Consider the following 14,398-nt stretch of genomic DNA (forward strand, 5'->3'; position numbering starts at 1 on the left):
TGACAGGTTTTAAAAACCTGTCAGGTTTGCGTTGAGAATACTTAACTATTGTAATAATGATTTCAGCTTCGCCAAAGTATCCGTATTATTTTCGATTTTGGTCCAATCTGTTTTGCCCTTTGGATCGATTCCGTTAAAATATTTTTCGATGTTCGTATATCCGTCTCCGTTTGAGTCTTTATTAGCGTCTGAAGCATCATTTGGATTTAAACCAAATTTCTTCTCCCAAGCATCTGGAATTCCGTCATTATCAGAATCTTTATAGGCTTTTCCTTTGTAAGTCGGATATCCGCCAACTTGGTCAGGATGTGTTATAATTCCTTTTTTATAAGAGTCTGCAGGTAATCTTCTTTTGATATATTCTTTTCCAATTGAATTTTCTAAACCATCTTTAACTTCGATTTTTCCAGTTTTAACCTGCTTGATAATTCTTTCGTCAACAGCATCTCTTTTCGGAATTGTAGCTCCAACATTCGTTAAAACAAAATCATAAGCTTCTTCTGCCGACATGATATTGAATTTTGGCATCGAGAAAGGTTTTGGCTGTTTGATAGCTGCTAAAAATTCTTTTGTTTCTGCTTCTGGAAGGTTTTCTAATTGTACTCCGCCATTCCAGTTATCAGCTGTAACTTCAGGAGAACCAACAATAAAGTTTCCTGAAACATAAGCTCTTCCGTATTGTTTTGGTTCAATATAACCTGATTCCGGTTTCACAATTCTATGCGAAATAGGTTCGTTTTGTGGCGTTATTCGGACCAGGTTTGAAATAGTTGTTGATGATGTTTAACATCGAACGATAATCACCGCCGTCCAACGTACGATTCCACCAATTGAATACTACGTTATTCACAAAATTAAAGTCGCCATACATTCCGATAGAAGCATTTCTAGAAATGTTGTCAGCCCATAAATTGCGCATAAAAGTACTATTTAATCCGCCAATTGTACTTCCGAAAGCATGATTATAAGTATCCAAACCTTCTGATGAAATAGTGTTTTGAATCGTGATATTACAAGCTGGTAATTTTTCCAGTTTTGATTTTGCATTAGCTGCAAATTGATGTCTGTATAAAGAAATATTTTCGTCTAATCCCCAGCTTACCGAACAGTGATCTACAATAATATTTCCCATTGGATTTCCACCCAAAGCGTCATCTCTTCTTGTTACCTCAGTTGCACCACGTCTAAAACGCATATGACGAATAATAACGTCATGAGTATCAATTTCTAAAGTTTCTCCAGCAATGCAAATTCCGTCACCTGGAGCTGTTTGCCCAGCAATGGTCACGTAAGGCGCACGCATGCTGATTCTTTTTTTCAATTGAATAATTCCGGAAACGTTGAAAACTATTGTTCTCGCCCCAACTGCTTCGCAAGCTTCACGGAAAGTTCCTTTTCCGCTATCTTCTAAACTCGTAACTACAAATATTTTTCCGCCACGACCTCCTTGTGTATATGCGCCACCGCCTTCAGCACCTGGAAAAGCAGGAATATCTGCCAAAACAAAATCTTTTGGATAAGATGCCCAAGGCAAATACGGTTTTCCTTGTTTTGCCTCTTCTTTGATGATGTGAAGATTAGCATTCCAAATTTCGCTCAGTCTTTTTTCTTCGTCAGCTAAAATAGCATCTGCTTTTTCTTGAACAGGTTTTGGAATTACAGGATATTGCGCATATGCCGATGATACAAGAGAACAAAATGACAACGCCATAAATGTTCTCTTTAAAGTATGGTTGGGAAAAATATTTTGCATTGAATTCTGTGGTGTAGTTAATAGTAGTTAGTTTTTAAGAGATTATTCTTTTGCAGTAGAATCTTTTGTTTTACTCTTCTCTCTTTCTTCTATACGCTTATGCCAGTCGGCACTTTCTTTGTTTAAATCATAACCTTGTTTTGATAAATAGTTGTTAATTCTTCCTTTGTATTTACCAAACCAGCCGTGTTTTTCTTTAGATGAACCGGCATCCATTGCATGTTCTCTAGCTTCAACTAAAGCTTTGTAGATGTAGTCTTTTTGTTCTGCTGTTAAATTTGGAAGCATATCATTGTAACCTGCAACTGTGATAGGAAGCACGCCATAAGTCATTCCGTCTTTTACTTCAGTGATTTTATCTTCCGATAATTCTTTACTTAATTTTTTGATGTAAGATTTATGCAGTTTTGCAATTGATTCGTCAGCTTTTGCTTTCAGTTTATCAATTTTCTCGTTTTGCTTTTCTTTTGCTAAAGAAGTATCTTCCTTTACTTTTTTGATTTCAGCATCTCTTCCATCCTGAATTTCAGTCAAATCTCTGAATTGCTGTGCGATAATATTTGAAACTGCTTTCTCTTTTGCTTCGTTTTTCAAATCTAATTTGGTAACGATTTTTGCCGCTCTTTCATTGGTAACCTTTACATATTCAGGATCTAAATGCTGTTGTGCATTTAAACTTGAAAATGCAAAAACCAACGATAATAAACCAGCATTTATTCTATTTAGTGCCATTGTCTTTCTTTTTTTAGTTATTTTTTTTAACTCAATCATAAGGCCAACGGCCTTTAAGCAACACCATAGGATAAAATCCTATGACTCACAAATCATGTAGACAGAGCCCTGAAAGGGCGCAAGCCTTTGTCTATATTTAATTAATTGCTTTCGCCCTTTCAGGGCTTTTTTCTTTCATTATTCTATACATAGGACGTTGTCCTATTTTAGTGCTTTGAGCCTTTCAGGCTCTTTTTTAAAAACATTCCTGCTTTTTAAAAACAGGAATGTTTTCAAAAATTGTTCCTATTTTAAATCTAATAAAGGTCTAACTAATGTTTCTTTATTATTAGCCAAATCTTTCCAGTCTACTTTTATCGCAGGATTTACACCGTTGATGTAATCTTCGATATTGGTATATCCATCTCCATTTAAGTCTCCTTGCGCATCAGATGGATCGTTCGGATTTAAACCGTATTTTTTCTCCCATGCATCTGGAATTCCGTCTTTGTCAGTGTCTACATAAGGTTTTCCTTTGTATTCTGGATATCCTCCAACTTGAGAAATATCAGTGATAATGCCTTTTTTATACGAATCCATCGGTAAACGTCTGTGTTCGAATTGGTAGAAAGTCTTTTTCTCTAGTCCTTTTGCATATTCTGGAACTCCAGTTTTTACAGTTCTTACGATTCTTTCGTCTACTTTATCTCTAATTGGCAGCGTTGCTCCAACATTTTTAAGAACAAATTCGTATGCTTCGTCTGCTTTCATGAATGGACGGAACCATGGCATTGGAAAAGGTTTAGCTGCTTTCATTTTAGCAAAGTATTCTTTTGCTTCATCGTAAGTCATTAATTCTCCTTTTTTATTCTCTAGCTGAATACCTCCATCCCAGTTGTCTTTAGTCACTTTTTCGTTTCCGTCAATAATATTTCCGTTTACGTAAGCTCTTCCGAAAACCACATAAGGCAATTTACTTCTTCCAGATTCTGGTTTTAAAATTCTATAGCTGATTGGCTGTGTCAAATCGGTAACTGGTCCTGGTTTGTAGAAGTTGTTGATGATGTTGTAATTAGCAGTATAATCGCCTCCATCTGTAGATCTGTTGTACCAGTTGAAAACTACGTTATTTACAAAATTGAAAATTCCGTTCCAACCAATAGAAGGATTTCTTCCTGCATTATTAGCCCACATATTTCTCATGAAAGAACAGTTTTCTCCACCTAAAGTACTTCCGAAAGCGTGATTGTAAGTATCAAGAGCTTCTCCGAATAAACTGTTTTGGATGGTAATATTTACAGTTCCCACTTTAATGTCTGGGTAACCTGGCCCTGGATTGTACATATGTCTGTAGATTGACATATTTTCGTCTAATCCCCAAGTTGCAGAAACGTGATCGATCATGATGTTTCCAACAGGATTTCCTCCGATTGCATCATCACGACGGCCTACAAAAGTTTCTCCACGACGGAAACGTACGTGTCTGATAATTACATCATGCGTATCAATCCAAGTTGATTCTCCAGCAATACAAACACCATCGCCAGGAGCTGTTTGTCCCGCAATTGTAATGTAAGGTGCACGAATAATCAACGGACTTTTTAATCTGATAATTCCAGCAACGTTAAATACCACTATTCTCGCTCCTCCTTGTTCACAAGCTTCACGTAAAGTTCCTGGCTCGCGGTCTTCAAGACTTGTTACCGTATACACTTTTCCGCCACGTCCTCCAAATGTGTACATTCCGCCACCTTCAGCACCTGGAAAAGCAGGAATTTCTGCCTGAGGTAAATCGGTTGGTCTTGCTGCCCACGGAATATATGGTTTTCCTTGTTTTGCTTCTTCTTCAATAACAACTAAAGCTTTTGTCCAAGCTTCATCAGAAAGTCTTTGAGCTTCTTCTTTAATTGCTTTTTCTTGAGCCTGAACTTCTGGACTTATCTTCGGATATTGTGCAAAACATTTTGCACTTCCTAAAAAAAGCAGAGATGATGCGATAAATAATGCGGAATTTTTCATGTTAATTTGTAGTTGTGGTAATTCTTTTTAAACAAATCACCTGTATCTTTTGACGAATACAGGTGAAAAGCTTTGTAATATTTCTGTTTTTTAATAAAAATCTATTCTTGATAATTGAAAGTGCCTAGTCCACCAAAGTTATCATTCCAACCAATGGTTTGTAATAGCCACGGATTTGCAGTTAAAGCCGTTGTATTTAAACCATTAATATAATAGTTAGGATTGAATTTGATATTAACCGGCGCTCCATTAAAGTTATCCATAGGCGTAACTAATGCTGTACGGATAAAGTTTGTATTATAAAATGTTGCCAATGTTGCTAATTGAGCTTGGAAATTTGCCGCATCTGGATCTGCTACTACATTTGCACGAGCACTAGCCAAAGGATCTGTAGTTGCTGAAGATGTTGAAACTCTATATTGTAAAAAGTTACCAGTACGTTTTGTTCCGTTAATTGGTGTTAAACCTAATTTACTTACAGTACCTCCTGTAACTCCAGGCAATACTTCGTTATCATATAACATCCATCTTTGAACATCCCAAAAACGTTTTCCTTCGTAAGCCAACTCTACTCTACGCTCATATAAAACTGCTTCAATTGCTTGATACTTATCAGAAAGGGTTCCAATTCCGTAATTGTTTGCTGAAGGAATACCAACACGATTTCTAATTCTTCCTAAATAAGCTATAGTGTTACTAGTTTGACCTAAAGCAGCATAACATTCTGCAATGTTTAATAATAATTCAGCATAACGGTATTCAAAAATATCTGTACCAGAATACTGGAAGTTTGTTTCTTTACTAGCCGCAGTATTCGTCATTTTTCTTACGAATGCTGGACTTGATATTGCAGTATTCCCATCTGAAAACCCTGCTTTATTTGAACCATCTAACCAGCGGTAAGCCCAAAGAACACTATTTGGAGTTTCTTTGCTTCCCCATTTAGAACCAGAGAAGGCAAAAGTTCTGTAAAATCTAGGATCTCTATTCACGAAGAAAGTAAAATCATTGTAACCGTTTGCAGCAGTTGGTCTACTGCCGTTTGCCATCGGGAATAAATCAATCATTTCTTTTGGAGCAGCAACTCCTCCACCTGTTCCACCTAAACTCAATAAACGGATTCCTTTTTCCCAAGAGTTATTAATTGCTTGAGAAGTAACACCAAATCCGCAAAGTTGTACTGTGATTGCTTCTGAACAGAAAGCGTTATCAATCAAGAACATTTGTTCCCATTGTTTTGCAGTGCTTCCATATAATCCATAACCGTCAGCAGTCAATTGAGCTTCTGCTTCCAATCCTGCTTTCAAAGCCGCTTCCCAACGTTCGTTTGAACCGTCCCAATTTTTATTAAATAAAGGGCTTGCAAATGTTAAAAGTACTCTAGATTTCTGAGCCATCGCAGCTCCTTTAGTAAAACGTCCGTAAGCTGCAGCGCCCCAGTTACTAGGTAATAAACTTGCGGCCATATCTAAATCGCTAACGATTTGTGCCACAACCTCAGAAACTTTTGCTCTAGGCAACTGAATTGAAGCATCAGTAGCCGATGCATCTTGAACAGTTGTTACAATAGGAACTCCTCCATAAACACGCATTAGATCAAAGTACTGCATAGCGCGCATGTAATACATCTGTCCTTTTGCTTGGTCACGGAATGTTTTATCCAAATTAGAACCTTTTACATCAATGTCTTCTAAAAAGGCATTACACTCTCTAATTCTGTTGTATGGATGGTTATTGATACTAGTTGCCAATTTAGCTCCATAATAACCACTTGCATCAGCTGAGTTTATAAGTGTTTTGTTCGGATTGATAAAATCTTGTGTTCCACCTAACTCTTCTGTTAATCTTGAATTTGCATCTGTATAAGAACCAATAATTGTAGCAGTTGGCGACTTATAAGCATTATAAAAATCATAATATTGATTGTCTACATAGGCTTGTGCACGTTCTTGGGTTTGGTAGAATGTATCATCGTAAAAGCCATAACCTTTCTTATCCTTTAGAAAATCATCACTACAAGAAGCAGCACCTACAGCAAGCAATAGTGATAGTGTTATATATTTAAATGGTGTTTTCATAGTTTCTTTTAATTTTGATTAGAATGATACGTTAAAATTAAGCGACCAAGTTCTAAGTGTAGGATAATTTACAGAAGAATTATCATACATATTTCTATAATGATCTGGATAAGGATTGTATAAATCCCAAAGATTATTACCTGTTACTCCCAGCGTTATAGCAGCAATTTTTGTATCTGCAAAAACTTTCTTAGGGATGTCATAGTTAAGACTTAAGTTTCTAACAAAACAACGGAAAGTGTTTAACTGCCAGAAATCTGATGGGCTAGACATATAGGTCCATTGTGCTACGTTTGGATATTTACCATTTGGATTATCCTCAGCATCATACATATCTCTCCAGAAACTTTCACGAGACCACATATTGTTTGCAGATGATGTACCTTGATTTACTAAGTCTACAAAATTAGCTCCTCCCCAAGAAGTTGCGATTTGAGTTCTCAAAGAGAATCCTTCATATTTAAAACCTAAATTGGTTGTAAAACCGTAAGTTCTACTGCTATTGGCCAATTTCACATAATCATTCTCTTTCATGATTTGTCCGTCTGCTGGTGCTAATGTTCCATCTGGATTAAGTTGTCCAGCAACATCTTGATAAGCTAAAGATCCTTTTCTCATTCCAGAAACAGAGTTGATATCAAAATATCTTGGCACTCCTCCAACTGCTGTAGCACGTTCTGTTAAATAAGCCCAGTAATTTGCAATATCTTCATCTGTACGTAAAATACCATCTCCTGTTGAAGTTCCTTTCCAAACTGCAAATCCCCATACTGGATTAAATGATGAATATCCTACACGTGTCGTATTACTTGACGGAACAAGATTTCCTTGATCTGGATATTTTTTGATTTCATTATTATTGTAGCTAAAGTTGATTCCAATATTGTAACTCATGTTACTTTTTATCTTATCACTCCAGTTAATAGAAAATTCATGTCCCCATGCGTCAATTTGACCATAGTTTTGTTCAGCATAAGCTCCTCCTACAGAAATTGGCACACCTACAGCACTGCTCATATCTGTTAACATATCTGTATTTTTATCGTAATAAAAATCATAAGTAAAGTTTAATCTGTTTTTCAACAAATTAATATCAACTCCAACGTTGTTTTTTATAGTAGTGTCCCATGTTACATTTCTATTTGGATTTACTCTAGGAGTCAAACCATTTCCATTAAATCCACCACCGCTCGTTGCTGTACCAGGTTCCAAACTGAAAACCTTTGTCTACGATAAGATCATAATATTGCTCCCATCTCCAAGGCTGAATATTATCTTTTCCTGTTTTACCAATAGAGTAACGAATTTTAAAGAAGTCTACCCAAGGCAATCCTTTTTCAAACCAATTTTCTTTAGACATTACCCAACCCACTTGAACAGATGGGAAAGTTCCCCAATAATTCTCTGGTGCAAATTTTGTCGAAGCATCACTACGTAAAATAAACTGGAATAAATATTTTTGTTTAAAGCTATAATTTAAACGTCCAAAATAAGACAATGTTCCTCCTTCAACTTTTGTAGCCTGGCTATTAGAAAGGCTTAATGTACCAGCTGTACGATAATCTCCTAAATAATCTTTACCTGTTTGCTCATAAGCCAAACGTGTAAATGTATTGTATACTTCAGAAGCTTCACCCCCTACCATGGCTCCAATTTGATGATCTCCAAAAGTTCTGTCATAGTTGATCATGAAATCTCCTTGAGTACTTTTACCGTCTGTATTGTTATAATACACTCTCGAGTTTCTTACATTCGTCTCTAAAATATAACTACCTGTTGGATTTGTTGTTGCATTATAAAAACTAGGATTAGCAGCACTTGCTAAGTGTTTGTCTTGAAGTTGATAATCTCTAATTCTAACTAAATCATAAGGCAATTGAATTTGCTCTGTGTAAGCTGAACTTTGATTTCTTGAATACGTAACTTTGAAAGATAATCCTTTAACTGCAGCCAATTTATAGTTTAAGGAAGCATTTACATTGAATGTATTATCATCTGTAACTTGATGTGAACCATTATTTAAATTGGCAAAATAGTTCCATCCTGCAATATTATTGTTTGCATTTGCGCTTCCGAAGTTTTTGTTTGAATTTGGAAATGGAGAAACATAATAATTTTTACCATCTACATTTGTTTCCCAAGGCACGTGTTGTGGCATGTGTAACAAGAATCCGTAATCTGCCTGTTCTCCACCAGCAGCAGAGGCATAACTACCATCACTAATATTTGATGATGCTTTAGTGAATGATTTATCAACTGTTCCAACGTTTCCAGAAACAGAAGCAGAAAAATCTAAATTCTTAGCAATTTTCGCATTAATACCTGTACGGAAGTTCCATTTATCATATTTTTGATTTCCTAAGTTTGCATCTTGTGTCAAATAAGTTGCACCTGCAAAATAGGTAATATCTTCAGTACCTCCACTCACATTAAAAGAGTGTTTTTGCTGAATAGCTGGTTTCCAAGCTTCTTTTAACCAGTTATAATTTAAACCTTTCATTTGCTCCAATTCTGCATCCGAATATATAGTAGCCGGATCAATAACAGCCGGTGCAGCTACTCTAGATTTAAAAAATCTGTTGCTAAAAACTCCAAATTCGTAAGCATCCAATACTTTACTGTGGCTCACTGCATCATTTATTGCAAATTGACTATTGTATGAAAACTTTGCTTTACCAGCTTTACCACGTTTTGTTTTTACAACAATTGCTCCTTGTGAAGCACGCGAACCGTAAATTGCAGCAGAACCATCTTTTAATACCGTAATACTTTCAATCTCAGAAGGATCTAATCTATTGAATTGCTCCAATGTAGGCTTACCATTACTTGGATCAACCTGAATCATATCATCAATGATGATTAAAGGTGTACTAAAACCTCCATCTTTAGATAAACTAAAAGTTTGACGGATTTGAACAGATCCTGCATCCCCAGGACGACCAGTACCACTAGTAACAGTAACACCAGGAACTAATCCTTTTAATGCATCAGATAAATTGGTTACAGGTAAATCCATTAAGTCATCTGCCTTAATAGTAGCAATCGCTCCCGTAAGTTCTTTTTTCTTCTGACTACCGTAACCAACTACAACAATATTTTCTAATTGATTAAAATCGTCTTCCATTTTTGCATTAACAATAGAACGATTATTAAGAGGAATTTCTATTTTCTTCATTCCGATGAAAGAAAATACTAATGTCCCTCCGCTTTTAACTTTAATTTGATACTTTCCATTGTAATCTGTTGTCACTGAATTTTTGGTAGATTTTTCAGTTACGTTAACTCCAGGTAATAGTCCACCTAAATTGTCTGTAACGGTTCCCGTTACTGTAACTTGATTTTGAGCATAACTCAATACACTCATCAGTGCAAACAAAAGAAAACTACATCTTTTTATAAGTGCTTGTTTCATAAATGTTTTTTTTGGTTAGGTTATTAATTGTTAGTTAGTCATGTTTAATGCGCCTCTTCTATTAACAAAATTTTCTTAATGGGATATTAAATTAATTTTATTAAATGTTTAAAACACATTTATTTTAATATTCCAAAAATATGACGATGACACATTAGAACCGTCCTGCTCTATCCTGTTTTAATCATGTTATTTCAAAAAAAAACACTCAAAAAAAACAATATTAATAAAAAACGAATGGAAAAAATAGACGAACCCAAATATTTAAGACAAATATTTGCTTATAACAAAATTTAAAAACTCATTTTGACTAAAAAACAATAAGATTGTTATCAAAAATAAACATATAGTATATATTCTGCAAAACTAATTACTATCACTGCTGATAGATAATAGCTTAGAAAATACTAATTTTTACGAAAACGATAGAGATAAATACTATAAGTATATTTTTTTTAGATTAAAAAGCTTACAAAAACAAATACAGGATAGATACAGGGTACTCAAAAAAAATCCTTAATTTTTTTACTAAAAAAAAATATTTTTAAACGTAAATTCTGACCAACAAATTGCAAATAGCTTTTTTTTTTGATTTTTGTGATGAATGGAAAGCAAAAAAAGCCCGCTAAATCCTATCATTAGCGGGCTTACCTTATTTTTATAAACTTATAATTTCTTCATTGCATTAAAAACCAATCGGGCAACTTCAATTCCGCCCTGTGTTTGAAAATGTGTATTGTCTTTTTGTCCATCTGGAAAAGCAGGAAACTTACCCGCTTCAAAATTCATAAAGTAATTCGTAGTAACATATTCTTGGCCTTTTGAAGAGAAGAAATTCATCGAAAGTTCATTCAGATCAATATATTTCACCTTCAATTCCTTTGCAACCTCAATAGCCGCTTGCGGATAGTCCCCATGAACATTTGAAAGTTTTCCATCTTTCCAAGGGTAATTTCTAGCAACTGGAGTAAGCACAATGGGTGTTGCACCTTTTTCTTTGGTCTGATTAATAAAAAGTCGGAGAAACTCTTTGTAACCTTCAATATTTACATAACGTTCTGTTTTCTCTACAGAAGCATCATTATGACCAAACTGCATCATGACAACATCTCCTTTTTGAAGTGATTGGTAAACCGAAGCCCAGCGCCCTTCCTGAAAAAAAGTCCTCGTGCTTCTACCCCCTTTTGCACGGTCATCTACTTTTACTTCTTTGGCAGAGCCTAAAACATTAGAAACCAATTTTAAACTGTCTTTTTGAAAAAAAGGCTGAAAAACCTGTCCCCAACCAACCTGCGGAAACTTTTTAGTTTGATAATTTTCTTCTAACGAATAATCGGCAACGGTAGAATCTCCAATTAAATAAATGGTTGTTACCTTCGACTTAAAACTAAAAGCGCTCAGTATCAAAACTGAACATAATGTTATTGTAAAAAATCTAAATTTCTTCATGAGTTTATTTTTTTGGATTCCATCCGTTAAAAACTAGATTTAGATTATATTTCTGTACATCCTCTTTTTTTAACTGATGCGACCAAGAAACACGTTGAGACAACTCTTTGGCACTCGAACCTTTACTTCCAAATTCTGCATAATAAGCAGTTTTATCTTTATCTGGAAAACGAGTATCAATCCAAGCATTCCAACCTTCTGGAATAATGTGCGAACCTAAATCTGTATTAATGAAAACGGTTTGGGCATAAGGTCTCCAAGGTCTTCCCAGAAATACTTTATCTACCGATTTGTCTTTTGCGGTAAGCTTACAATCAACAAAAACAAAACCATAGGCTTGTCCCTGCGGAGTTGAAGCCGCTGTAATATAGGAATTGACTAAACTTTCAATCGTACATTTATAAAAATAAGCCGTGGCAGCGCCGAAAATAAAATCGGTTGTACCATTGATAAAACAGTTTTCAAAATAAGTTCGAGTGTTTCCTTCCGACAAATAAAGCGTATCCTGATTGGCTAAAAGATTACAATTCCTTACAATAATTCTATCCCCTTTAATGTGAAGCGCCACCGCCTGTCCTACTCTTCCTGCCGTATTTTCGACAGTTAGATTTTCAAGCGTACAATCATTTCCTTTGATCATGAAAGAATACGAAGTTCCTGTTCCGAATTCTTTTTTACCTGATGGATTTAGTTCCCGAAGCGGTTTCCCAGAATAATCATCAAACGAAATAATCGTCTTATTTCTATCCGTCCCCTTTAAAGTGATGAACGTTTTAGAAACAGGAATTTCCAATTTCTCAACATACTTTCCTGGCTTTATAGTAATTACAACACGTTTCTCCGAATTATCTTTTACATTATTCACCGCTTCTTGAATAGTTTTAAAATCTCCAGAACCATCTTGTGCAACGGTTAATGCTAATTTATTATCGAGCGTTTGGGCTGATATTGAAAGGGTTGCTATTAAAAATAAGGCTAGAATGTATTTCATATTTTTATTTTATTATATTTTGGTTAGAGACTTTTTGTCATTTCGACGAAGGAGAAATCTTCGCAAGTAACTCCGCAAAGTGAATCACCAATCTTTGTCGAGCTTCTCGCGAAGATTTCTCCTTCGTCGAAATGACAAACTTTATGGTTACTGCAAAAAATCTTTGTCAAAGTTTTGAACTTTGACAAAGATGATTGTATTTCAATAAAATTAGAAATCCGTTTAAATCCGCGTTTTACCAAGGGCAATCTGTATCATCCGCGTCCAAAAATTAATGCGACATCCAAACCGTCATTTCCCCTTTTCCTTTATTTCCCCATGCAAAATAAGGAATTAATTTTACTGGAACTACTGTTGCATCTTTAGAAGAAAGCGGTTTGTACAACGTTTTATTCCAAGAATTATTCGAATTTATAACAGCTTCGGCATCAATGCTTACTAAATTTCTATTATTCAATGTAAAATTGTTGGTCGCAAAATTTGATTTCAAATTCAAAGCCACATCATTTACACTAATTTTAGCAGGAAGCTGATCAGATTCTAAACAATACACCAAAGGTTCGTCTTTTCACAGCAACCTGATTTTTAACTTCTTCCACCAACGGATTAGCTTCCATTAATTCAACTGGCATCGGGAGATTCAATTCAATTACATCTCCTTTTTTCCATTTTTGGTTTAATTTCAGATAAGTTCCAGAAACGATTTTATCAGTAATCTTTGCATTATTTACCGAAACTTCCGCATTCTGACTCCAACCTGGAATTCTTAAAAATAAAGTCTGTAAATCTTTTGGAGCTTTTATAATTTTCAACGTTATTTTTCCGTCCCACGGATAATTGGTTTGCTGTTCGATTTCGATTTCTTCTCCATTTAAAGATTTTGTTTTCAATTGATTACTTCCGTATAAATTTACATACAAACCTTCTTTAGAAATATTGTACGCATAATTTCCAACTTCAGCAATTGTTCTCGTTACGTTTGGTGCGCAACAGTTAGATAAAGCAATATAACCTTCGCGTTCATTTCCCCAACGCTGATGAAATGGTAAATCATTAGAAACATTCAGCGGATTATTATACAGGAATTTTTCTCCTTCTAAATCCATTCCCGAAAGCACACTATTATACAATGCCAATTCTACAATATCAGCATATTTGGCATCTCCAGTAATTTGAAGCATTCTCCAATTCCATAAAACATTTCCAATATTAGCGCAGGTTTCGGTATGAGCCGTTGCATTTGGCAATTGAAAAGGTCTTCCGTAAGCCTGATGGATTTTCTGCACTACAGTTGGATCATAAGAAGTTCCGTCTGGCGAAACACCGTCATATAAAGACCCGCAACCCCCAGTAATGTACATTTTGCGATACGTCACGTCATCCCAAATTGATTCTAAATTATCCAATAATTTCTTTTCTCCTGTTTCTGCATACAAATCGGCAACTCCAGCGTAAAGGTAATTGGCTCTTACAGCGTGCCCCATTGCAGTTGTCTGTTGTCTAAACGGAACTCTGTCCTGATTGTCATCGGTTCCGTCATTTGTAGTTCCTCTAATGTCAATTAAATTATTGGCAAGTTCCAGATATTTCGGATTTTTAGTCGTTCTGTACATTTCGACAATTCCCATATAATGAGAAGGACAAATGGCATTTCGAGCCAATTCTGGTGAAGCTTTTTTGTAGAAATCATATAAGAAATCGGCAACACCTTTTGCAATATTCAGGAAGTTTGTTTTTCCTGTGGCACGATAATGTATGCAAGCTGCAGTCATTAAATGTCCCATATTGTATTTCTCAAAACCCAATTGTTTTTTTACTTCTTCTGGGCCTAAAGTTCCCCAGCGTTCGTCGATTAAAACGGGTGTATGGATATAACCGTCTTTGCGCTGTACTTTCGCGAAAAGCACAATGGCTTTATCCATTTCTGCATCTAGTTTTTTATCTTTTGTTACGGCATAAGTCGCAGCCATTCCTTCAAAAATCTT

General features: G+C 35.4%; 11 protein-coding genes. All 11 read right to left on the bottom strand.

The features are described 5' to 3' along the window. Nucleotides 1–45: 45 nt before the first annotated feature. The 11 genes from ACPWTF_RS01960 to ACPWTF_RS02010 all read right to left on the bottom strand — a co-directional run bounded on the left by ACPWTF_RS01960 (nucleotide 46) and on the right by ACPWTF_RS02010 (nucleotide 14,383). Nucleotides 46–714, bottom strand: coding sequence for a thrombospondin type 3 repeat-containing protein (locus ACPWTF_RS01960; RefSeq protein WP_427874172.1), 669 nt, complete (start codon nucleotides 712–714; stop codon nucleotides 46–48). Nucleotides 715–718: 4 nt separating this feature from the next. Continuing rightward, nucleotides 719–1,711 carry a pectate lyase family protein gene (locus tag ACPWTF_RS01965; RefSeq protein ID WP_427874173.1) on the bottom strand — a complete coding sequence of 331 codons (993 nt, stop codon included), beginning with the start codon at nucleotides 1,709–1,711 and terminating at the stop codon, nucleotides 719–721. An 84-nt stretch (nucleotides 1,712–1,795) separates the two neighbouring features. Further along, complete coding sequence (locus ACPWTF_RS01970; RefSeq protein ID WP_427874174.1) at nucleotides 1,796–2,485, bottom strand: DUF3826 domain-containing protein; 690 nt, start codon at nucleotides 2,483–2,485, stop codon at nucleotides 1,796–1,798. A 285-nt stretch (nucleotides 2,486–2,770) separates the two neighbouring features. Continuing rightward, nucleotides 2,771–4,483, bottom strand: coding sequence for a polysaccharide lyase (locus tag ACPWTF_RS01975; RefSeq protein WP_427874175.1), 1,713 nt, complete (start codon nucleotides 4,481–4,483; stop codon nucleotides 2,771–2,773). Between the two features lie 101 nt (nucleotides 4,484–4,584). Beyond that, nucleotides 4,585–6,561 (bottom strand): RagB/SusD family nutrient uptake outer membrane protein, encoded by a 1,977-nt coding sequence (locus ACPWTF_RS01980; RefSeq protein WP_379799338.1) that lies wholly within the window; start codon nucleotides 6,559–6,561, stop codon nucleotides 4,585–4,587. A gap of 18 nt (nucleotides 6,562–6,579) precedes the next feature. After that, the gene (locus tag ACPWTF_RS01985) at nucleotides 6,580–7,773 is read right to left on the bottom strand and encodes a hypothetical protein (RefSeq protein WP_427874176.1); all 1,194 of its coding nucleotides are present in this window, start codon (nucleotides 7,771–7,773) and stop codon (nucleotides 6,580–6,582) included. Beyond that, a complete protein-coding gene (locus ACPWTF_RS01990) occupies nucleotides 7,736–9,973 on the bottom strand; it encodes a SusC/RagA family TonB-linked outer membrane protein (RefSeq protein WP_427874177.1) in 2,238 nt (745 codons plus the stop codon). The genes ACPWTF_RS01985 and ACPWTF_RS01990 overlap by 38 nt, the downstream gene beginning before the upstream one ends. A 666-nt stretch (nucleotides 9,974–10,639) precedes the next feature. Beyond that, nucleotides 10,640–11,422, bottom strand: a complete 783-nt coding sequence (locus ACPWTF_RS01995) for a rhamnogalacturonan acetylesterase (protein WP_427874178.1) — start codon at nucleotides 11,420–11,422, stop codon at nucleotides 10,640–10,642. A gap of 4 nt (nucleotides 11,423–11,426) precedes the next feature. Beyond that, the gene (locus ACPWTF_RS02000) at nucleotides 11,427–12,413 is read right to left on the bottom strand and encodes a pectinesterase family protein (RefSeq protein ID WP_427874179.1); all 987 of its coding nucleotides are present in this window, start codon (nucleotides 12,411–12,413) and stop codon (nucleotides 11,427–11,429) included. Nucleotides 12,414–12,684: 271 nt separating this feature from the next. After that, nucleotides 12,685–12,966 carry a hypothetical protein gene (locus tag ACPWTF_RS02005; protein ID WP_427875723.1) on the bottom strand — a complete coding sequence of 94 codons (282 nt, stop codon included), beginning with the start codon at nucleotides 12,964–12,966 and terminating at the stop codon, nucleotides 12,685–12,687. Continuing rightward, nucleotides 12,947–14,383 (bottom strand): glycoside hydrolase family 127 protein, encoded by a 1,437-nt coding sequence (locus ACPWTF_RS02010; RefSeq protein ID WP_427874180.1) that lies wholly within the window; start codon nucleotides 14,381–14,383, stop codon nucleotides 12,947–12,949. The genes ACPWTF_RS02005 and ACPWTF_RS02010 overlap by 20 nt, the downstream gene beginning before the upstream one ends. Nucleotides 14,384–14,398: the final 15 nt, after the last annotated feature.

This window comes from Flavobacterium sp. MMS24-S5 (assembly GCF_050320125.1).
GTDB lineage: Bacteria > Bacteroidota > Bacteroidia > Flavobacteriales > Flavobacteriaceae > Flavobacterium > Flavobacterium tyrosinilyticum.

Bases quoted from the DNA above. Each gene is read 5' to 3' on its own strand.
- ACPWTF_RS01965 (WP_427874173.1), bottom strand. From the start codon at position 1,711: ATGGCGTTGTCATTTTGTTCTCTTGTATCATCGGCATATGCGCAATAT.
- ACPWTF_RS02010 (WP_427874180.1), bottom strand. From the start codon at position 14,383: ATGGCTGCGACTTATGCCGTAACAAAAGATAAAAAACTAGATGCAGAA.
- ACPWTF_RS01995 (WP_427874178.1), bottom strand. From the start codon at position 11,422: ATGAAGAAATTTAGATTTTTTACAATAACATTATGTTCAGTTTTGATA.
- ACPWTF_RS01970 (WP_427874174.1), bottom strand. From the start codon at position 2,485: ATGGCACTAAATAGAATAAATGCTGGTTTATTATCGTTGGTTTTTGCA.
- ACPWTF_RS01975 (WP_427874175.1), bottom strand. From the start codon at position 4,483: ATGAAAAATTCCGCATTATTTATCGCATCATCTCTGCTTTTTTTAGGA.
- ACPWTF_RS01980 (WP_379799338.1), bottom strand. From the start codon at position 6,561: ATGAAAACACCATTTAAATATATAACACTATCACTATTGCTTGCTGTA.
- ACPWTF_RS01990 (WP_427874177.1), bottom strand. From the start codon at position 9,973: ATGAAACAAGCACTTATAAAAAGATGTAGTTTTCTTTTGTTTGCACTG.
- ACPWTF_RS02000 (WP_427874179.1), bottom strand. From the start codon at position 12,413: ATGAAATACATTCTAGCCTTATTTTTAATAGCAACCCTTTCAATATCA.